Genomic DNA, 19,595 nt, shown 5'->3' on the forward strand with positions numbered 1-19,595 from the left:
CGGCAACAGCCGTACGGACAACAATCGTTCGAAACACGGATGACGCTCCCTACGTACCTACGGCAAGACGTCCGAACGCTCGCAGGGGCCGGTAGACATCAGATCAACGCAACCGTCACTCCCGTCACTCCCGCACACGGACACCGCACCGCACCGCACCGCACCAACAGGAGGTTGGGAACCATGGCCCAGCAGTTCGGTGACTACCAGAACGAGATCTACTTCGAGGGCCTGCGCGGGGTGCAGCCCGCCCTGCCGATGACGTACGCCGGGCTGGAGGCCGGGGCGCAGGCCGCCCTCCCCCCGTCGATCTGGTCGTACGTGGCCGGCGGCGCGGGGGACGAGCACACCCAGCGCGCCAACGTCCGGGCCTTCGAGCGGTGGGGCCTCTACCCCCGGATGATGGTCGGCGCCGCCCGTCGCGACCTGACCGTCGACCTGTTCGGCCACACCCTGCCCTCGCCGCTGTTCCTGGCGCCGGTCGGCGTGATCGGCCTCTGCGCCCAGGACGGCCACGGAGACCTCGCCGCCGCCAGGGCCGCCGCCCGCACCGGCGTGCCGATGGTGGCCTCCACCCTCACCGTCGACCCGCTGGAGCAGGTCGCGGCCGAGTTCGGCGACACGCCCGGCTTCTTCCAGCTCTACACCCCGACCGACCGAGACCTCGCCGCCAGCCTGGTGCACCGCGCGGAGGCGGTCGGCTTCCGGGGCATCGTGGTCACCCTGGACACCTGGATCACCGGCTGGCGCCCGCGCGACCTCGCCACCTCCAACTTCCCCCAGCTGCGCGGCCACTGCCTGGCGAACTACTTCACCGACCCGGTCTTCCGGGCCCGCCTGGCCAAGGCTCCCGAGGAGGATCCGGGTGCGGCGATCCTGGAGTGGGCCGGTCTCTTCGGCAACCCGCTGACCTGGGACGACCTGCCGTGGCTGCGCTCGCTCACCGACCTGCCGATCATCCTCAAGGGCGTCTGTCACCCCGAGGACGTCCGCCGGGCCCGGGACGGCGGCGTCGACGGTCTCTACTGCTCCAACCACGGTGGCCGCCAGGCCAACGGAGGCCTGCCCGCCCTGGACGCGCTGCCCGCCGTGGTCGAGGCGGCGGGCGCTCTGCCGGTGCTCTTCGACTCCGGGGTGCGCAGCGGCGCCGACGTCGTCAAGGCGCTCGCCCTCGGCGCCACCGCGGTCGGCGTCGGCCGCCCGTACGCGTACGGGCTGGCGCTCGGCGGCGAGGACGGCATCGTGCACGTGCTGCGCTCACTGCTGGCGGAGGCCGACCTGCTCATGGCGGTCGACGGCTACCCGGCCCTGGCCGACCTGACCCGCGAGGCGCTGGTGCGCCTCTGAGACGGCCGACGGTCGACGGCCGAATTCACGACACGTATTCGGTGGCGATGCGGTCCGTGCTTCCCCGGACTACGTGAACCCGGTTGTGGTGAAAGCGGTCCTGACCGGATCTCTGTGGTCGGCTTGACCGTCAGGAGTTCATGTGTATGACTGGCCGTCACTTGACTGTGATCTGCGGGTCCGTGGAGCCGTCAAGACCTTGAATCAGCCATGACGCGCACGTAGATCCATCGTTGACTGATCATTGATCAGCTGCTCGTAGGTTTTTCTCGTCGGAGGCGATCGGTTCCGCCCCAGGGCGGACGTCACCGATGACACGAGAGCCTGCGGGGAGTCGTCCCCTGAACCGGAACGGAGTATTCATTCTATGAACACCAACGACCTCGACCAGGTCATATCCGAGTTGACCCGGATCAAGAAGGAGTATGTCGAGCAGCGTTCGGCTTTCGTCCCTGGAGAGCGCATGGCCGGCTTACTGAAGGGGCTCGGCGCCACCGACGCCGACCTGGCCCAGCTCCAGCGGGTGAGTGACGACCTGCCGGACGACCCCACCCTCCCCTTCCGCCAGTCGAAGAACGGCCGCTTCCACTTCGACGTGAAGAACGGGACGATCGACCGGGGCGAATTCCAGCCGTTCGCGCTCTCGGCGGACGAGGACTTCGTACGCCATGACTCCGGACAGAAGCGTGAGTTCGCGGAGGTCGGTGACGACCTCCAGCTGAACCGGGCCTTCCAGGGGCTGCTCCTGTTCAAGGCGTTCATGGTCCAGGACGTGGAGATCGCGCACCGCCCGAAGCTGGACTACGACTACCCCGGCTGGGTGTGCACCCTGTTCAACCTGCGGACCGTCACCACGCCCGAACTCGTCGGCGAGCCCGCCCTCGAAGGGGTGCACAGCGACGGCGTGGACCACACCATGACCACCCTGCTCGGCAGTGAGAACATGACCGCCGACAGCGCCATCACCTTCCTCCACGACATGCGGCAGATCAACGCGGTCCGCTGGGACGAGGTTGAGCCGGAGCTCGTCGTGGGCCAGTACCAGCACCGCCACTTCCTCGACACCATGCTGGTCGTCGACCACGAGCGGAAGCACAGCCTCTCCCCGGTGGTCGCCGCCGACCCGCAGCAGACCTCCACCAGGGATATGCTGATCTTCTTCACGCGGAAGCCCGCCCTGGAGGGTCACATCTCCCACACGCACGACTCCCTCGCCTGCCACTCCGCCCTGCCGATGTCGGTCGGGTTGCTTCCCTCGGTGATGGTCTGATGGCGGCGGACGGGATCACGATCACCGACTTCCTGGACGTCGACATCCGTGCGGGCCGGATCGTCCGTGCCGAGGCGTTTGCGCGCGCCCGCCGGCCCGCGTACAAGCTGTGGATCGACTTCGGTGATCTGGGCGTTCGGAAGTCCAGCGCCCAGATCACCGACCTGTACGCGCTCGATGACCTCGAAGGTCGCCTGGTGATGGCCGTGGTGAACCTCCCGCCCCGGCAGGTCGCGGACTTCATGTCCGAGGTCCTCGTCCTCGGGGTGCCGGGCGAGGGCGGCGGCGACGTGGTCCTGATCGCCCCGGACCGGGAGGTCAAGCCGGGAGCGCGGCTGCTCTGACGCGAACCGGCATCACCGGCCGGACGACCGGGCCGGGGACGCCGCGGAGGAGCGACCTGACGTCACTCTGTGGGAGCCCGGGGGAGATTCCCCCGGGCCTCCCGACCGGCCGGCCCGGTCCCGTTCGTGGAGGGTGAACAACCTCTTCCGGCGCACCCCCGCCGGCCGGGTCCTGCACTGATCGTTCAAAACTCCGTCCGCGCATGCTGGGGAAGCCGGGGTCGGTCGGGGCGGGGGTGATCCTGGTGTCCAGGGTGGGCAGGGCGCTGACGATGTCGCGGTGGACGAGGTGTTCGGGCGTGCCGGCCGGACGCCCGGGGCAGTTGCGGGGGGTTCGGCGCGCACGCCTGCGCGTGGCCGGTGGGCCGTGCCGGTGTGCGCGCCGCTCCGCCGGGTGTCAGACGGCGGGCTGTTGCTGGGTGACGCAGTGGATGCCGCCGCCGCCGGCGCCGAGGGAGTCGATGTCGAGCTGCTCGACGGTGCGTCCGGGGAAGAGCCGGGCCAGGGTCGCCCGGGCGGCGGCGTCGGCCGTGCTGTCTCCGAACTGGGCGGAGATCACGGCGCCGTTGCACGCGTAGTAGTTGGCGTAGGAGGCGACGAAGTTCTGGTTGGTGGAGCGGATCCTGTAGTAGTCCGGGCCCTGGAGTCTGGTCACCGCGGTCGGACCGCCTGCGGCCGTCGTGGCGGCGGACAGGATCTGGTACTGCTCGCGCGCGTCGCTGGCCCACGCGTCGGTGTCGGTCGCCAGCGGCAGCTGGACCAGCCCGGCGCCGGGGGCGAGGAAGCGCGAGGTGGCGTCGACGTGGTCGTCGGTGATGTCCTGGTTCCTGATGCCGGTGAACCAGATGACCTTGGACGCGCCGTAGGCCTGGCACATCGCGGTCTCGATCTGCGCCTGGCTCATCCCGGGGTTGCGGTTGTCGTTGACGATGCTGCTGCGGGTGGCCATCAGGGTGCCGGCGCCGTCCTGTTCGATGGCGCCGCCTTCGGCGATCAGGCCGGCGGCGGTGAACGGCACCCCGACGTAGGCGGCGATGCGCCGGGCGACCAGCGCGTCGTTGGCGTGGGTCTGCCGGTTTCCCCAGCCGTTGAAGTTGAGGCCGACGGCGTCGAGGGCTCCCGGCCCGTCGGTGCGGAAGACCGGGCCGGTGTCGCGCATCCAGCAGTCGTCGACGGGGATGGTGGTGATCACGGTGACCGACGAGCCGCACAGGGAGCGGGCCTTGGCGGCGCTCGCGGGGTTGGCGCACATGATGACCGGCTCGTACTTGGCGATGGTCCTGGCGATCAGCGCGATGTTCGACTGGATGCCGCCGAGCTGGCTGCGCCAGATCGTGGTGCTGTCGGGCCAGGCCATCCAGGTCCGGGTGTGCCGCGCGCCGTCGATCGGGACGGCGAACGCACCCGCCAGTGCGGTGTCCTCGTTGCGGGAGCTGCGGAGGCCGGCCGCCGCGGCGGCTGAGCCTGCCGCCGACGTCACGGCCAGGCCGGCGGCGGTGAGTCCGGCCGCGGTGAGGAACTGTCGTCTGCCCAGGCCGGGCCTGCCCAGGCCGGGTCTGCTCGGGACGTGATCGTTCATCGGGTCCTCCGGTCAACTGCCCGTCTCGGCAACGGGATTGACTCGAAAGGTAGAACTAACCGAGCGCTCGGTCAATTATCTGCGCAGGATCGGACGAAGATTCCTGGAGCGGGGGCGTGGGTCGGACACGCCCTAGAGTTGCGCCATGGCGACAGGCGAGAAGGAACAGGTTCAGGCGGCCCCCGTGGTTCCGCAGGGGCGCACGCGCTCGTCGGCCAAGGGGGAGCAGACCCGGTCACGGCTCGTCTCCGCCGCCCGGACCCTGCTGGCCGGCGAGAGCGCCGGGCGCTTCACCACGCGCAACGTCGCCGCGCTGTGCGGCGTTTCGCACGGGATGTGCCACTACCACTTCCGCGACCGCACCGATCTGATCGTGGCGGTGATCGAGGACATCCGGCCGGAGTGGATCTCCCCGCTGGAGGAAGCGGTGGACGGCCCCGGCGACTTCGCCGAGCGGGCCGAGCGCGTGATCGGCCTGCTGACCCGGGGCGAGAGCCCGGACCTGTCGCACCTGCACGCGGCCCTGCACTGGCACGCCCTCAACGACGAACGCGTCCGGGGGAGTCTGGAGCAGGAGTACCTGCGCTGGCGGTCGTGCTTCGTCCGGCTCTTCCAGGTGCTCGCCGACGAGCGGGGCGGCGGCATCGACCCGCGACCCCTGGGCGAGGCGGTCGCGGCGGCGGTGGACGGCCTCGCGGCCATCCAGTCCCTCGACTCGAACGTGGACGCGGCGACGGTGCTGGGGACGCTGGTGCGCGCGCTCGCCGGAGCACCGTCCGGGACGGCACAGGCCCCGGCCGACGCCGGGACGGCATAGGCCCCGGCGTCGTCCGCCCGTCGGCCGAACGACACCGGGGCCCCGTGGAGTCCGCCGACCCCGCGGGACCCCGACAGTCCGGAAGGCCCGGCAGTCCGGAGGGCCCGGCTACAGGGCCCGGCGGGCGGCCGCGATGGACCGCGGGTCCCAGCCCGGCCTGGGCACGGAGTCGAGCAGCAGCCGGGTGTAGGCGTGCCGGGGCCGGGCGAGGACCTCGGCGGTGGGGCCGGACTCGACGATCCGGCCGTTCCGCATCACGACCACCTCGTCCGTGACGCACCGGACGACGCCCAGGTCGTGGGTGATGAACAGGTAGCCGATGCCGGTCTGTTCGCGGATGTCGGCGAGCAGGTTGAGGATCTGCGCCTGCACCGAGACGTCGAGGGCGGCCACCGCCTCGTCGAGGACGAGGACGGCGGGCTCGACGGCCAGCGCGCGGGCGATGGCGACGCGCTGGCGCTGGCCGCCGGAGAGCCGGCGGGGCAGGGCCTCGGCCTCGCGCTCGCCGAGGCCGACCTGGTCGAGGAGTTCGGCGATCCGGCGGGGGTGGTCCGCGTCGGGGAAGTGCAGCCTGAGCGTTTCGCGCAGCGCGGTGCCGACGCTGGTGCGGGCGTCGAGGGACAGGTACGGGTCCTGGAAGACCATCTGGACCTCGCGGGCGCGGGCCAGCCGGTGGGCCCGGCCGCGCCGGTGCTCGGTGCGGTCCCGGCCGTGCACCAGGACGCGTCCGGAGTCCGCCCGTTCGAGCCCGACGACGATCCGGGCGGTGGTGGTCTTGCCCGACCCCGACTCGCCGACGATGCCCAGCGATCCGCCTTCGGCCAGGGTGAAGGAGACGTTGTCGACCGCCTGGACGCTCCCGTACGCGCGGTGCAGGCCGACGGCCTCCAGGACGGTCTTCGGCATCGCTGGTTCTCCTCCGGGGCTCGTCGTGGCGGGGCTGGTCGTGGTGCCGCTACCGGCAGTGCTCCTAGGCATCGGCGGTCACCTCCGCGACGCGGTCGCCGTGGTGGCAGGCGGCCCGCCGGGCCGGCTCGTCGGCGAGCGGCAGCAGGGCCGGCGCCCGCTCGGTGCACACCTCGGTCGCGAGCGGGCAGCGGGCGGCGAAGGGGCAGCCCGTCAGGTCCTCGCGCAGGCTCGGTGGCCTGCCGCCGATGGCGGCCAGCCGGCCCCGGGGGGTGTCCAGGCGGGGGGTGGAGGCGAGCAGCGCGGCCGTGTAGGGGTGGCGCGGCCGCTCGAACAGGGCCTCGGCGGGCCCGGTTTCGGCGATCCGTCCCGCGTACATGACGTAGACGCGGTCGCTGATGGCGGCGGCGAGTCCGAGGTCGTGGGTGACGAAGACCAGTGCGGTGCCGAAGCGTTCGCGCAGGTCGCCGAGGAGGGCGACGACCTCGGCCTGGGTGGTGACGTCCAGCGCGGTGGTGGCCTCGTCGGCGAGGATCAGGGCGGGGTCGCCCATCAGCGCCCCCGCGATCATGACGCGTTGCAGCATGCCGCCGGACAGCTGCCCCGGGTACCTGCCGAGCGTGGTCTCCGGGAGCCCGACGGCGGCCAGCATCTCCGCGGCCCGTCCGGCGGCGGCGTCGGCCCCGCCGGGGCCCCGGCGGCTGGTCTCGGTGAGGAAGTCGCCGATGCGCCGGAGCGGGTTGACGGAGGCGCGCGGGTCCTGGAAGACCATGGCCGCGGTGTCGGTGCGCAGGCGGCGCAGTTGCTCCGGGCTCATGGTGAGGACGTCGTCGCCGTTGACGCGCACGACGCCCTCGGTGGTGGCGCCGCGCGGCAGCAGCCCGAGGACGCTGCGGGAGGTGAGGCTCTTGCCGGAGCCGGATTCGCCGACGAGGGCGACGGTCTCGCGGGCGTCGACGGTGAGGTCGACGCCGTCGAGGACGGGCCGGGCCGTGCCGGGCAGGCGCAGCCGCAGGCCTTGGATGTCGAGGACGTTCAACGGTCCCTCCTGGCGACCTGGTCGGCCCAGCGTTCGCCGACGACGTTGAAGGCGACGACGGTCAGCACGATGGCGACGCAGGGCAGGATCGCCGACAGGGGGTAGCCGTGCTGGATGGCGGTCTGGCCGTCGAAGACCATGCGGCCCCAGTCGGGGGTGAGCGCCGGGACGCCGAGTCCGAGGAAGGAGAGGCCGGCGAGGTCGATCAGGGCGTAGCCGAAGTTGATGGTGGACTGGGCGAGGACGACGGGGGCGATGCCGGGGATGATGTGGCGCAGGCAGATCTGGAGCCCGGAATGGCCCTGGACGCGGTGGGCCTCGACGTAGGGGCGGGAGCGTTCGGCGAGGACGAGTGAGCGGCTGAGGCGGCTGACGTAGGGCAGGTAGGCGATGGCGAGGGCGATCACCGGGGCGATCAGCCCCTCGCCGTAGACCGCGACGATCAGGATCGCCAGCAGCATGCCGGGGAAGGCGAAGACCAGTTCGGTGGAGCGGGACAGGACGGAGTCGAGCCAGCCGCCCCGCCAGGCCGCGGTGACGCCGATGGCGACGCCGGCCAGGGTGGAGAAGGCGACCACCCCGAGCGGGCCGAGCAGCGAGGTGCGGGCGCCGAGCATCAGCCGGGACAGGGTGTCCCGGCCGGCGGCGTCGACGCCGAGCAGGTGGTCGCCGGAGGGGCCGGCGAGGGCGTTGCCCAGGTCGACGGCGTTCGGGTCGTACGGGGCGAGCCAGGAGGCGAGCACGGCGACCAGGACGACCACGGCGACGAGGCCGAGGCAGAGGTGGTACAGGGGTGCTCGGGCGGTGCGCAGGCGGGCGAGCCCGGGGCGGCGCAGGACGGTGGTGCTCATGCGGCGGACCTCTTCGGCGCGAGGGTGACCCTGGGGTCGACCAGCGGGTGCAGCAGGTCGACGACGAGGTTCACCGCCATGAACAGCCCCACCATGAGCAGGGAGATCGCCTGCACGGTGGGGAAGTCCTTGGTGGTGGTGGACAGTTCGAGGAGCTGGCCGATGCCGCCGACGCTGAACGCGGACTCGACCAGGACGGTGCACACCAGCAGGGTGGAGACGATCAGGCCTCCCGTGGTCAGGACGGTGCCCAGGGCGTTGCGGAACACGTGCCGGCGGATCACCTCGTGCTCGGTGACGCCCCGGCTGCGGGCCACGGTGACGTGCTCCTGGCCGAGGACCTCCTGCATCGCGGCCCGGGTGACCCGGGCGAGCATGCCGATCAGGTAGAGCGCCAGCGCGACGGCGGGCAGGGCCAGGTGCCACAGCATCTGGCCGGGTCCGTCGCCGGTGCCGCCGGTCGGGAACCAGCCCAGCTTCACCGCGAACAGGCCCTGCAGCAGGACGGCCGCGACGAAGGACGGGGTGCCGACGGCCACGGTGGTGGCGACCAGGACGGTCGAGTCCACGGCGCCGCCGCGGACGGCCCCGATCCAGCCGAGCAGCAGTCCGACGGCGACGACCAGGAGCAGGGCCATGGTGACGAGCAGGAGGGTGGCGGGCAGCCGGTCGGCCAGCAGCCGCGACACGTCGGTGCGGTAGGTGATGGAGCGGCCGAAGTCGCCGTGGACGATCTGGCCGAGCCAGCGCAGGTACTGCAGCAGGAACGGTTCGTCCAGGTGGTACTGGTCGTTGATCGCCTTGAGTGCCTCGGGGGAGGCGGAGCGGCCCGAGAGCAGGAAGCTGGCCGGGTTGCCCGGCGCCAGGTACATCGCGCCGAAGATCACGAAGGAGGTGCCGAGGAGGGTGGCCGCCATCTCGGCCAGCCGTCGTGCGGTGAAGCGCAGGAAGCTCACGTGGAGGCCCTCACGTCCGGGGGCGGGGCAGCGGCCGGGAGTACCGGCCGCCGCACGGTGGATCCGGGAGACGTCACTGGGCCGATCCCACGTCGGCCGCCCACGGGTAGTACATGTAGGAGATGGTGGTCGGGGCGCCGGTGATCCTCTTGTTGAGGAACACGGCGGTGGGCCACTCGGCGACCGGGATCCACAGCAGCTGGTCGGACGCGGTCTTCTGGAGCTGCGCTTCGAGGGTGAAGCGCTCCGCCGGGTCGGCGGCGGCGGTCGCCTTGTCGACCAGGTCGTCGTAGGCCTGGTCGCTGTGGCCGGCGAAGTTCTGGTAGGCGCCGGTCTTGAAGTTGGCCAGCAGGTCCAGCGGGTCGGTGATGGAGTCGTAGTACGTCTCCGGGAACAGGTCGATGCCCTCGCGCGCCTTCGCGTCCGTGAACAGCGCGGTGAACGCGTTGGGCGCGATCGTCTTGAGCTGGACGTCGAGACCGATCCTGGCGCCGGCCGACTGGACGGCGGTGGCCAGCAGCGAGACGTCCTGGCCGATGGAGCTGGTCGCGACCGTGACGGTCTTTCCGGTGGCGCCGGCCTCCTTGACCAGGGCCTTGGCCCGGTCGATGTCCGGGGCGGTCGGGGTGAGCCCCTCGAACGCCTCCTTCCTGACGTCCGGCGGCGCCGCGGCCCAGGCCGCGCGGGAGGTGAGGGAGCCGGTGGCGTTGCCGGCGCCGGCGAGCCCGGTGCGCACGAAGCCGGAGCGGTCGAGGGCCAGCGACAGCGCCTTGCGGACGCGGACGTCGCCGAGCACGCCCTTCATGTCGGTGACGTTGACGTTGACCGTGCTGAGGCCCTCGCCGAAGTAGAGGGTGCCCACGCCGCTCCTGCTCAGGCGGTCGTAGCTCTCGGTCGGGATCAGGTAGCCGCCGTCCGCCTCACCGCTGATCATGGCGTTGACGCGCGCCGAGGGGTCGGTCAGGAAGCGGAAGTCGACCTTCGCGGACTTGGCCTTGGCGCCCCAGTAGGCGTCGAAGCGCCGCAGCTGGATGGACTGGCCCTTGTTCCAGGAGCCGAGCTGGTAGGGGCCGGTGCAGTCCAGGCTGCCGGAGGTGCCGTAGTCCTTGCCGGCCGCCTCGATGCCGGCCTTGGACGCGACGACGCCCGCGGCGGTGGCCATGTACTGGTTGAACTGCGAGTCGGGCTGCTTGAGTTTGACGGTGACCTGGAGCGGGCCGCTCTTGGTGACGGTGCTGACGTTCTGGAACTGCTGGGCCCAGGCCGCCGCGTTGTCGGGGTTCATCTGCCGGCCGAGGCTGTACACCACGTCGTCGGCGGTCATCACGCCGCCGTCGTGGAAGTGCACGTCGGGCCGCAGGTCGTAGACCCAGGTGGTGGGGTCGGGGCTGGTGGTCTTCGCCGCGAGCCCGGGGGCCAGTGTCAGCTGCGGGGTCCACCGCATCAGGCTCTCGCACACGTTGGACAGGATGGTGTTCTGCGGGTAGTCGAACGCCGAGATGTAGTCGAGGGTCGGCGGCTCGGCGTACACGGCCCAGCTGAACGAGTCGAGCCGGCCCTTGGCGGCCGGGGTGTCGGCGGACAGCTTGTACGCCTGGTCGCCGCTGCCTCCGTCACCGGTCTTCGGCGGCCCGGCGCAGGCGGCGACCAGGGCGAAGGCTGCCAGGGCGGCGGCCGGCAGGGCGTGGCGGCGGTGCGGGGATCTGTGCTCCGGGCGCTGGCTTCGTGGCATCGAGGGTTCTTTCTTCCAGGCTCAACGGGGGTCCGGCGGGCGGGGGGAGGGGCGGCCCCGGCAGCACGGGTTCGCTGCCCGGGCCGCGGCGACGGGCGCGGCGACGGGCGGGGCGACGGGCGGGGCGACGGGCGGGGCGACGGGCGGGGCGAGGGGCGGGTGGCTGGGCCGGCGGGCGGGCGGCTCAGGCGGTGGGCACCTGCTGGGTGATGCAGTGGACACCGCCGCCGCCGTAGGCGATCACCCGGGAGCGGACCCCGACGACCTTGCGGCCGGGCAGGGCGGCCGCGATGGCGGCGAGGGCCCCCTCGTCCTCCGGGACGTCGGCGACCGGGACGACGACGCCGCCGTTGGCGATGTAGAAGTTGAGGTAGCCGACCTCGACGTCGGTGCCGTTGACCTCGACGAAGGCGCTCTGCGGGACTTCGAGGATCTCCAGCTTGCGGCCCCGGGCGTCGGTGGCGGCCGTCAGGACGGCGTGGTTGGCGCGCATGCGCTCGTGGTCGGGGTGGTCGGGGTCGGCGGGCAGCTGGACGATCACCTTGCCGGGGGCGACGAACGCGCAGACGCCGTCCACGTGGCCGTCGGTCTCGGTGTCCAGCAGACCGCCGTACGGGAGCCAGATGATCGTGCTGACGCCGAGCTTCGCGATCAGTTCGGCCTCGATCTCCTCCTTGCTCATCCCCGGGTTGCGGTTCGGGTTGAGCAGGCACTGCTCGGTGGTGATCAGCGTGCCCTCGCCGTCGACCGTGATCGCCCCGCCTTCGAGGATCATCCGGGAGTCGACGCGCTCGACGCCCAGGCGCTCCAGCAGCCGCCCGGCGATCAGGTCGTCGGTGTCGTACGGGTGGTGCTTGCCGCCCCAGGCGTTGAAGCGGAAGTCCACACCGGCCCGCCGGCCGTCCTCGCCGAGGACGAAGATCGGCCCGGAGTCGCGGAACCACGAGTCGTCGATGGGGAGTTCCACGACCTCGACGCCCTCCCCGCACAGCTCCTGCGCCTCGGCGCCCCGGCCCGGCAGCGCGACCATCGTGACCGGCTCGAACTCGGCGATCGCCCGGGCGACCTGGGCGTACTCCCGCTTGGCCTCCTCGAAGGTCTCCCCCCAGAGGTCCGACCTGGTCGGCCAGGCCATCAGGCACCCGTCGTGGGGGGTCCACTCGGCCGGCATCTGGAACGTCATGACGGATCCTTCTCTCTTGTTCTAATTTTCAGTCAGGATGGGGCCGAGAGTGGCCGACCGAGGTGGTCGGCGGGGGCTCGGCCGCGCTCAGCCGGCGGGCGGTGCGGCGGGCTGCGACTGGGTGGAGCAGTGGATGCCGCCGCCGCTCGCGATGTTGTCGATGTCGAGCTGGACCACGGTGCGGTCGGGGTACTTGGCCTGGAGGACCGCGTAGGCGACCCCGTCCGCGTAGCCGTCGCCGAACTGCGGTACGAGGACGGCGCCGTTGAGGACAGGGCGGGCCAGGCCATGAAGGTGAGGGTGTGCAGATCGGTCTCCGCGGGCATCCGCGGCAGCGCCGAATCCGAGCAGGCTGCGGCGGGTGGGAACGGGCGTGTCCAAGAGGACTCCCTTGGGGGCGGGAGGTGTGGGGTGACGCACATCTTGGCTGCAACTAAAAATTCAGTCAATACCCGATACGTACGGTATCGCGGTTTTCCTTGCCGCACCGGCCTGTCGTGAGCCCGCCACGAGCTTGCCGTGAGTCCGCCGTGAGCCCCGGGCTGGGGTCACCCGCCTGGCCGTACGGGAGTTGGGCCCTGAAATTTTGATCAGGAATTCCTCCGCGCGAGGCCCCGGCCGGGTAGGGTGATCGCTTGTGTCGGATCGCCGAACAGAGATACTCATCGCCGCCACCCGCGTCATCGCGCGGCGTGGTGTGCGCGGGCTGCGCGTGGGCGAACTGGCCGCCGAGGCGGGGGTGTCCACCTCGCTGCTGTACTACCACTTCACCGACCGGGCCGGGCTGCTCCGCAAGACCCTGGAGTTCATCAGCGACCGGGCGGACCGCTACACCGCGGAGGGGGACTCGGCGGGGTACTCGGACGATCCCCGGCGCGATCTCGAACAGGTCCTGCTCCTGGAACTCCAGGACACCCCGGACGTGCGGGAGAACAGCACGGCCTGGGGGGAGTTGAGGGCCAGCGCGGTCTTCGAGCCCGATCTCCGGGAGGAACTGGCACGGGCCACCCACGCCTGGGTGCACGATGTCGCGGACCTGCTCGGCCGCGCCCGCCCCGAGGCCACGGCGCCGGCCCACACGGCCTCCGCCGAACGCCTCACCGTCCTGATCGAGGGCCTCAGCGCCCGCTGGCTGACCGGTTCGATGCCGCTGGAGCACGCGCGACGCTTGCTCCGGGAGGCGATCGAGGTGGAGTTGGAGGCGCTGCCGGCCGTCGTGCGGTGCCGCTGCTGATCGATCCTCCACCTGCCCGAGGTGCGGGGCAGGCCGCCGCCGGCGCCGGTGCACCCCGCCGTCGCGGAGACTCCGCAAAAACCCGTTTGGCGGACGAGGTGACCGCTGCTATGTTTCCGGAGGCCGTGCGAGAGAACGAGGAGGTGGTACCCGTGAACGCAGTATTCACATGGGTGCTCTCCTCCGGGGTCACGGTCGGGCGATAGGTCGTCCGGGAGCGCCGTATCCGAGCCCTCCCGAAAGGCACGACCATGCACTTCACTTCTGAACAGCGCCTCGACGACGGTGTCCTCGAGCGCGAGTTCACCCTCGGCGAGATCCCCGGCATCCTGTGGACGCCCGGAGCCGCATCCGCACCGGCGCCGCTGATCCTGCTCGGCCACCCTCCCCTCGGACTGCGCAGGATGTACCCCCGACTGGTGGCCCGGGCCCGGCACGCCGCGGCGGACGGCTTCGCCACGGCGACCATCGAACTCCCCGGAAGCGGCGACCGGCCTCGTTGGCCCGCCGTGGAGCAGGCCCGCGCCGACTTGCGCCGGGCGCTGGAGGCCGGCGAGCCGGTCAGCGACGAGATCGTCGACGCCCTCATCCTCCCGCTGGTCGACAAGGCGGTCCCGGAATGGCGGGCCGCCCTGGATGCCCTCCTCGCGCTGCCCGAGATCGGCGGCCCGGTCGCGTACTCGGGGGGAGTGATCTCCATCGGGATCCGGCTGGCGGTGGTCGAGCCGCGCATCTCGGCCGCCGTTCTGTTCGCCGGCAGTTTCGTGCCTCGCTCCATGTTCGAGGAGGCCCGGCAGGTCACCATTCCGCTGCATGTCCTGCTGCAGTGGGACGACGAGGGGAACGACCGGCAGGCGGCCCTGGACCTGTTCGACGCCTTCGGCTCGAAGGAGAAGTCCCTGCACGCCAACATGGGCGGGCACACCGGCGTCCCGCAGTTCGCCGGGGACGCCGCGGCCCAGTTCTTCACCCGACACCTGAGGTGAGGCCGGGCCGTCGGACCGGCGGCAGACGATAGCTGATGCCGACGGCCTGCCACTCGTCGAGGGCAGGCCCCGGCCGTCCACAGCTCTCTGCACCGTGGGCCCCTGCTGAACTCTCGGCAGGGGCCCGTGCTGCCTGAAGTCATCAACGGTTCGATTTCTGTGGAGCTTCGAGGAGACCGCACGCCCCGGCGGGTGTCAGGCGAACCGCGCGTTCACTCGACGGCCGGGATGTCGTGGGTGGCGCAGTGGATGCCGCCACCTCCGGCGGCGATGTTGTCGATCTTGACGGGGACGATCTCGCGGTCGGGGAAGTGCTGCTTGAGGATCTGCTGGGCGCGGACGTCGGCGCGGTCGTCGCCGAACTTCGGGAGGTAGACGCCCTTGGAGCCGACGTAGAAGTTCATGTAGGAGGAGACGAAGGCGTCGCCGCGGCCGGTGATCCTGTCGGGGTCGGGCTGCTGGAGCTCGATGACGTCGAGCTTCCTGCCGCGGGCGTCGACGGCGTCCGTGAAGACGCCGCGGGCCTGGTCGGCGGAGCGGGACCAGACGTCGGCGGGTGAACCGGGGAAGGCCTGGTCGAGCAGGACGACTCCGGGGGCGGCGAAGCGGGTGAGGCAGTCGACGTGGGCGTCGGTGATGTCCTTGCCCCTGACGCCGGCCAGCCAGATCACGGTGGTGACGCCGAGGGCCTTCTTGAGCTCGGCCTCGACCTGGTCGCGGGACATGCCGGGGTTGCGGTTGCCGTTGACGACGGAGCTCTCGGTGACCAGCAGGGTGCCCTGGCCGTCGGTCTCGAAGGAGCCGCCCTCGGCGACCAGCTTCGTCTCGATGCGTTCGACGCCGTACTTGGCCAGGACGGTGCGGGCGATCTTGCCGTCGTTGGCGTGCTGCTGCTTGTCGCCCCAGCCGTTGAAGTTGAAGTCGACGCCCTTGACCTTGCCGCCCTCCTCGACGAATACCGGCAGGGTGTCGCGGGCCCACAGGTCGTCGACGGCGATGGGGACGACCTCGACCGCGGAGCCGCACGCGCTCTGCGCGGCGTCCTTCTGCTCGGGGCGGGCCATCAGGACGACCGGTTCGCGGGCGGCGATGGCCCGCGCCAGGCCGGCGATGTCCCTCCGGACGTCGGGGAGCTGGTCGCCCCAGACGCTCTCCGAGGCGGGCCAGGACATCACGGTGCGGACGTGCTTCTCCCATTCGGCGCCGAAGCGGCGCGCACCGGGAGCCGCCGAGGACCCGGACGGCTGTGGGGCCCCGGATGGCTGTGGGGCCTGCGTGGCGTCCTCGACGGGTTCGTCGAGGTCCGAACAGGCGGTCAGGCCGAGGGCGAGGACGCCCGCGCCGCCGAGGGAGCGCAGGATGGTGCGGCGGGACAGATCAGGGTAGGGCACGGGGATTCTCCGGTCAGGGGTAGCGCCGACGTCGAGCTCGCCGTCAACACTTTCATTGACTGAAAAGTCAGTCAAGCCCGAAGCGGCCCGTCCGCTGATGACGGGCGCCGCCTTCGCCACGCATGCGTCGGCCGCCGCCGACCAGCCATGAGGGCCGAGCGCGGCGCGGCCGGAGAATGGCCGGAAAGTGCTGCAACTGCCTTGCGCAGCAGGATTGTTGGAGGTCCCTGACGCGCCCATGCTGAATTCGCCCGGCCTGCGCCGGGCCGCCGGGTGGGCGGGCGGCTCAGGTACCCCACGCCCCGACGCTCGCGCGCCCCACCCTCACCCCCCACCTCAGGCTTCGCGGGAGAACCCTCATGGGAATGACCTCTGCTCTGCGACGTGCCTCGGTCGTGCTCGCCGGCGGCGTGGCCGCGGTCGGGCTGTTCGCGCCGACCGCCGCGGCCGCGGACACCCCGGTCGTCCTGGCCTGCCAGGCGACCCCGCCGATCGGGTCGGCACAGACCTTCAACCTCAACGCCGGTGTCAACGCCGCCGCGCCCGCCACCGTCACGGCCGGCAGCCAGTTCACCGTCACCCTGGCCCCCGACGCGCTCACCGTGCCCACCACGGTGGGTGGTTACAGCATCCAGTCGATCAGCAACATCGTCCTCACCGTGCCGGTCCCCGCGAACGCCACGCTGACCGGCGAGTCGCTGACCGGCGGCTCCGGCTACTCGGGCAGCGCGAGCGTCGCGGTGAACAACGGCAACGTCGTGCTCACGGTGAACGGGTCGGTCGACGGCGGCGGCACCTTCACGCTCCCCGCGCTGACCCTGAACCTGGCCGCCGGGGCCTCCGGCAGCGTCATCCGCACCTCGGTGGCCGGTACGAGCTACACGGACCCGGGGCTGACCTTCACGGCGACCGTGCCCGTCTCGTTCTTCACCGTCGACGTGCCCACCGCCTGCTACCCGGCCACCGCACAGGCGCTCAGCACCACGACGGTGAGCTGACCGGGGGCTCGCGCCGAAGGCGACCGAGGGAGAACAGCACCGGGGCCGGCGCACAGTGTGCGTCGGCCCCGGTGTCGGAAGTAGCGGGGACAGGATTTGAACCTGCGACCTCTGGGTTATGAGCCCAGCGAGCTACCGAGCTGCTCCACCCCGCGTCGGTAGTACCGACCGTACGGCACCCGGCGGCGATCACCTAATCGGCCACCGGGCGGCCGGGTGCGCGGCTCCAACGGCGGCCCCGAGGTGATGCGCGTTCAGCGGAAGCCGACAGCCGCAGCGCGACGGAATCGGGGGCGCCGGCCGTTGCGCCCGGTGTCGTCGTCCGAGCCCGCCCGCTTCCTACGGGTGGTGGCTGCTTCCGGTCCAGGAGGAGGCTGCGCCCTGTTCCTCCTGCGGCGTGTACGGCTGGGGATAGGGCTGAGGGTAGGGGGAGGGGTGGTCGTCCGGCTGCGGCGGCGTGGGCCACTGCGACCAGGGCTGGGACTGCGGCGACTGCGGCGCCTCTGCGCGGGGGTGCCCGGGGGCCGTGCGGGCCGTGGTACGGCCTGGACGCAGGGGCCACCACAGGCTGCGGCCGAGGAGCGCGGCCAGGGCGGGCACCAGGACGACGGACAGCAGGAACGCGGAGAGCAGGATGCCGAGCGCGGTCGCGAAGCCGATCTGCTGGGTCGAGGGCTGCGGGGTCACGGCGAGGCCGGCGAAGGAGCCGGCCAGGACCAGGCCCGCCGTCGCGATGGCCGGGGCGGTGTGCCGGAGGGCGCGCGCGACCGCGGCCCGGGGCGGGCCGGGGTGTTCCATCTCCTCCCGGATCCGGTCACTGATCAGGATGTTGTAGTCGGTGCCGAGCGCGACCACGAACAGGAACAGGACCAGCGGCAGCGTGAAGTTGACGCCCGGCTTGCCCATCGCGTGCTGGAACAGCAGGGCGGCCGCGCCGAGGGTGGCCGCGAAGCCGAGGCCGACGGAGAGCATCAGGACGACCGGTGCGAGCAGGCTGCGCAGCAGCAGGAGGAGGATGACCCCGATCAGTGCCGCCGCGACCGGGAAGACCAGCCGCAGGTCGCGGTCGACGGCGGTGGAGACGTCGGCGAAGACGGCGGGGGTACCGCCGACGTGCGCGTTCAGGTCGGCGGGTGTGCCCTGGGCGACGGCCGCGCGGATCGGGCCGGCGACCAGGTCGCGGGCCTGCTGGGACTGCGGGTCCTCGGTGAGGAAGAGGTCGATCCGCGCGGCCTGCCGGCTCTCGCTCAGGACCGGCTCTGCCACCTGGCCGACGCCGGTGGCCCGGGTGAGGCGCTGGGCCAGGCCGTTCAGCGCGCCGGGGGTGAGGGGGCCGGCGTTCTTGGTCTCGACGTAGACGCTGGTCGGGTCCGCCACACCGGCGGGCAGGACGCGGGAGATCTCGGCGGCGGTGGTCTGGGAGGCGGTGCGCGGTCCGCCGCCCAGGCCGTAGTCCATCCTGATCCCGGCCAGCCCACCGGCCAGGGCGCCCAGGAGGGCGAGCGAGGCGAGGACCATGACCACGGGCCGGCGGGCCACCAGGTCGGCGAAGCGGGCGGTGGCGCCGTCGCGGGGCACGGTCTTGAGGGCGCGTGAGGGCCAGAACAGTGCGCGTCCGCAGGCCGCGAGTACGGCGGGCATCAGGGTGAGGCTGGCCAGCAGCATGACCAGGACCGAGACCGCGACGGCCGGGCCGAGCACCCGGAACTGCCCGAAGCTGGCGACCCCGAGGGTGGCGAAGGCGGCGACGATGGTCAGCGCGGCCGAGGTGATCGCGGTGCCGACCTTGTGGCCGACCTCGGCGGCGGTGGCGCGGTGGTGGCGTTCGGGGTGGGCCCGCAGCTGCTCGCGGAAGCGGAACATCAGGAACAGGAAGTAGTCGATGCCGATGCCCAGCAGCACCACGCCGATCAGGCTCGGTACGGACGGGTCGAGCTTGATGCCGGTGAGCAGGGCGGTGCCCACGACGGCGCCGGCGGCCACGCCGCTGACGAGGGCCACCGCGATCAGCGGCAGCAGCGCGGCCAGGGCGCTGCGGAACACGAGGATGTGGAGCAGGATGATCAGGCCGACGGCGCAGGCGGACGCGACGGTCGCGAGGGTCTTGCCGTCGTCGGCGGAGTCGACCTGGTCGGCGAGGGCGCCGGTGAAGCCGGTCCGCAGTCCCTGGGCGGCGAACTCCGCCCGGGTGCCGTCCCGGAACGCCCGGTAGGTGTTCTCCAGGCCCGGGTCGGCGGGGTTTCCGGTGAGGTTGGCGGAGAGCAGCTCGAAGGTCCCGTCCGGCGCGGTCATGGCCGGGTCGACCTGGGGGACCTGCGAGTAGTCCCGCTGAAGGGGCGCGGCGTCCTTGGGCTTGGGCATGGTGACCTTGAGGCGGCTCAGCCGCTTCGCCCCGTCGTCGATCTGCTGCCGGTCCGCGGCGGTCAGCGCCCGGCCGTCGGCCCGCGCGACCAGGACGGTCACCGGGTTGGCGTCGGGCTTCGTCCCGAAGCGGTCCTGGGCGATCTTCATGGCGGCGGCCGAGTCGTAGCTCTTCGGCAGGAAGTCGGCCGTCTGCGTCTGGGTCACCCGGTAGATCAACGTCTGGCTCAGGACGGTCAGGAGTACTCCCAGGACCGCCCATACGGCGATCACCTTCCACGGATTCCTGGTGGAGAATCCGGTCAGGGCGCGGATCACGATGTCCTCCGGCTGTGGTGCTGTCGCCGGGGATTTCCGGCACGTCTCCAGACCATCACGGCGTACCGGGCGTTCTCGTCCGAGCGCGGGAGGAGAACGGCATCAGGACCTGAGCCCGCCACCAGGCCCGGACCAGGACCAGGGGCCTGGTCCGGGATCGGTCCCGGGTGCCGGCCCGGGGCCGGGGGCCACAGGGAGAATAGACCGCAGGCTCCCCCCCCCCGAGGGCTCCGCGGGAACGGCTCACGGCTCACGGCTCGCGGCTCACGGACGACGGCACACG

Annotated in this window: 17 protein-coding genes and 1 tRNA gene; 7 read left to right on the top strand and 11 right to left on the bottom strand. The window is 71.8% G+C overall.

Going from position 1 to position 19,595, the window contains the following annotated elements; genetic code table 11:
• The first annotated feature begins 183 nt into the window (after positions 1-183).
• The 3 genes from AB0O82_RS21125 (at position 184) to AB0O82_RS21135 (ending at position 2,961) form a co-directional block, all read left to right on the top strand.
• A complete protein-coding gene (locus AB0O82_RS21125) occupies positions 184-1,347 on the top strand; it encodes an alpha-hydroxy-acid oxidizing protein (RefSeq protein ID WP_363585507.1) in 1,164 nt (387 codons plus the stop codon).
• Positions 1,348-1,714: 367 nt separating this feature from the next.
• The gene (locus AB0O82_RS21130) at positions 1,715-2,617 is read left to right on the top strand and encodes a 2OG-Fe dioxygenase family protein (protein WP_363585508.1); all 903 of its coding nucleotides are present in this window, start codon (positions 1,715-1,717) and stop codon (positions 2,615-2,617) included.
• Positions 2,617-2,961: a tRNA-binding protein gene (locus tag AB0O82_RS21135; protein WP_363585509.1), complete on the top strand. Its 345-nt coding sequence runs from the start codon at positions 2,617-2,619 to the stop codon at positions 2,959-2,961. The genes AB0O82_RS21130 and AB0O82_RS21135 overlap by 1 nt, the downstream gene beginning before the upstream one ends.
• Positions 2,962-3,358: 397 nt before the next feature.
• On the opposite strand, the gene AB0O82_RS21140 is transcribed toward AB0O82_RS21135, so the two are convergent.
• Positions 3,359-4,540 carry an agmatine deiminase family protein gene (locus AB0O82_RS21140; protein WP_363585510.1) on the bottom strand — a complete coding sequence of 394 codons (1,182 nt, stop codon included), beginning with the start codon at positions 4,538-4,540 and terminating at the stop codon, positions 3,359-3,361.
• A gap of 145 nt (positions 4,541-4,685) precedes the next feature.
• Here AB0O82_RS21140 and AB0O82_RS21145 point away from each other — a divergent pair, with 145 nt between their 5' ends.
• Positions 4,686-5,357, top strand: a complete 672-nt coding sequence (locus AB0O82_RS21145) for a TetR/AcrR family transcriptional regulator (protein ID WP_363585511.1) — start codon at positions 4,686-4,688, stop codon at positions 5,355-5,357.
• 108 nt (positions 5,358-5,465) lie between these two features.
• Here the strand turns inward: AB0O82_RS21145 and AB0O82_RS21150 are convergent, their stop codons facing one another.
• The 7 genes from AB0O82_RS21150 to AB0O82_RS21180 form a co-directional block, all read right to left on the bottom strand.
• Positions 5,466-6,263 (bottom strand): ABC transporter ATP-binding protein, encoded by a 798-nt coding sequence (locus AB0O82_RS21150; protein WP_363585512.1) that lies wholly within the window; start codon positions 6,261-6,263, stop codon positions 5,466-5,468.
• A gap of 64 nt (positions 6,264-6,327) precedes the next feature.
• Positions 6,328-7,302 carry an ABC transporter ATP-binding protein gene (locus AB0O82_RS21155; protein ID WP_363585513.1) on the bottom strand — a complete coding sequence of 325 codons (975 nt, stop codon included), beginning with the start codon at positions 7,300-7,302 and terminating at the stop codon, positions 6,328-6,330.
• Complete coding sequence (locus AB0O82_RS21160) at positions 7,299-8,153, bottom strand: ABC transporter permease (protein WP_363585514.1); 855 nt, start codon at positions 8,151-8,153, stop codon at positions 7,299-7,301. Before AB0O82_RS21160 ends, AB0O82_RS21155 begins: the two co-directional genes overlap by 4 nt.
• A complete protein-coding gene (locus AB0O82_RS21165) occupies positions 8,150-9,109 on the bottom strand; it encodes an ABC transporter permease (protein ID WP_363585515.1) in 960 nt (319 codons plus the stop codon). Before AB0O82_RS21165 ends, AB0O82_RS21160 begins: the two co-directional genes overlap by 4 nt.
• 73 nt (positions 9,110-9,182) lie before the next feature.
• Positions 9,183-10,841, bottom strand: coding sequence for an ABC transporter substrate-binding protein (locus AB0O82_RS21170; RefSeq protein WP_363585516.1), 1,659 nt, complete (start codon positions 10,839-10,841; stop codon positions 9,183-9,185).
• A 184-nt stretch (positions 10,842-11,025) separates the two neighbouring features.
• Positions 11,026-12,024, bottom strand: coding sequence for an agmatine deiminase family protein (locus tag AB0O82_RS21175; RefSeq protein WP_363585517.1), 999 nt, complete (start codon positions 12,022-12,024; stop codon positions 11,026-11,028).
• Positions 12,025-12,111: 87 nt separating this feature from the next.
• Positions 12,112-12,405 carry an agmatine deiminase family protein gene (locus AB0O82_RS21180; protein ID WP_363585518.1) on the bottom strand — a complete coding sequence of 98 codons (294 nt, stop codon included), beginning with the start codon at positions 12,403-12,405 and terminating at the stop codon, positions 12,112-12,114.
• Between the two features lie 256 nt (positions 12,406-12,661).
• Between AB0O82_RS21180 and AB0O82_RS21185 the strand changes: the two genes are divergently transcribed.
• Together AB0O82_RS21185 and AB0O82_RS21190 are read left to right on the top strand one after the other, a co-directional pair.
• Complete coding sequence (locus AB0O82_RS21185; RefSeq protein ID WP_063352386.1) at positions 12,662-13,258, top strand: TetR/AcrR family transcriptional regulator; 597 nt, start codon at positions 12,662-12,664, stop codon at positions 13,256-13,258.
• A gap of 251 nt (positions 13,259-13,509) precedes the next feature.
• The gene (locus tag AB0O82_RS21190; RefSeq protein WP_363585519.1) at positions 13,510-14,244 is read left to right on the top strand and encodes an alpha/beta hydrolase; all 735 of its coding nucleotides are present in this window, start codon (positions 13,510-13,512) and stop codon (positions 14,242-14,244) included.
• 212 nt (positions 14,245-14,456) lie between these two features.
• Here the strand turns inward: AB0O82_RS21190 and AB0O82_RS21195 are convergent, their stop codons facing one another.
• A complete protein-coding gene (locus tag AB0O82_RS21195) occupies positions 14,457-15,635 on the bottom strand; it encodes an agmatine deiminase family protein (protein WP_363585520.1) in 1,179 nt (392 codons plus the stop codon).
• A 365-nt stretch (positions 15,636-16,000) separates the two neighbouring features.
• On the opposite strand from AB0O82_RS21195, the gene AB0O82_RS21200 reads away from it, so the two are divergent.
• Positions 16,001-16,633 (top strand): cyclase, encoded by a 633-nt coding sequence (locus AB0O82_RS21200; protein WP_350878819.1) that lies wholly within the window; start codon positions 16,001-16,003, stop codon positions 16,631-16,633.
• Between the two features lie 81 nt (positions 16,634-16,714).
• Here AB0O82_RS21200 and AB0O82_RS21205 read toward each other — a convergent pair.
• Positions 16,715-16,788, bottom strand: a tRNA-Met gene (locus tag AB0O82_RS21205).
• A gap of 184 nt (positions 16,789-16,972) precedes the next feature.
• Positions 16,973-19,312 (bottom strand): MMPL family transporter, encoded by a 2,340-nt coding sequence (locus AB0O82_RS21210; RefSeq protein WP_363585521.1) that lies wholly within the window; start codon positions 19,310-19,312, stop codon positions 16,973-16,975.
• Between the last annotated feature and the right edge of the window lie 283 nt (positions 19,313-19,595).

The sequence above is a fragment of the Kitasatospora sp. NPDC088264 genome (genome assembly GCF_040685715.1).
In the GTDB taxonomy this organism is placed as follows: domain Bacteria; phylum Actinomycetota; class Actinomycetes; order Streptomycetales; family Streptomycetaceae; genus Kitasatospora.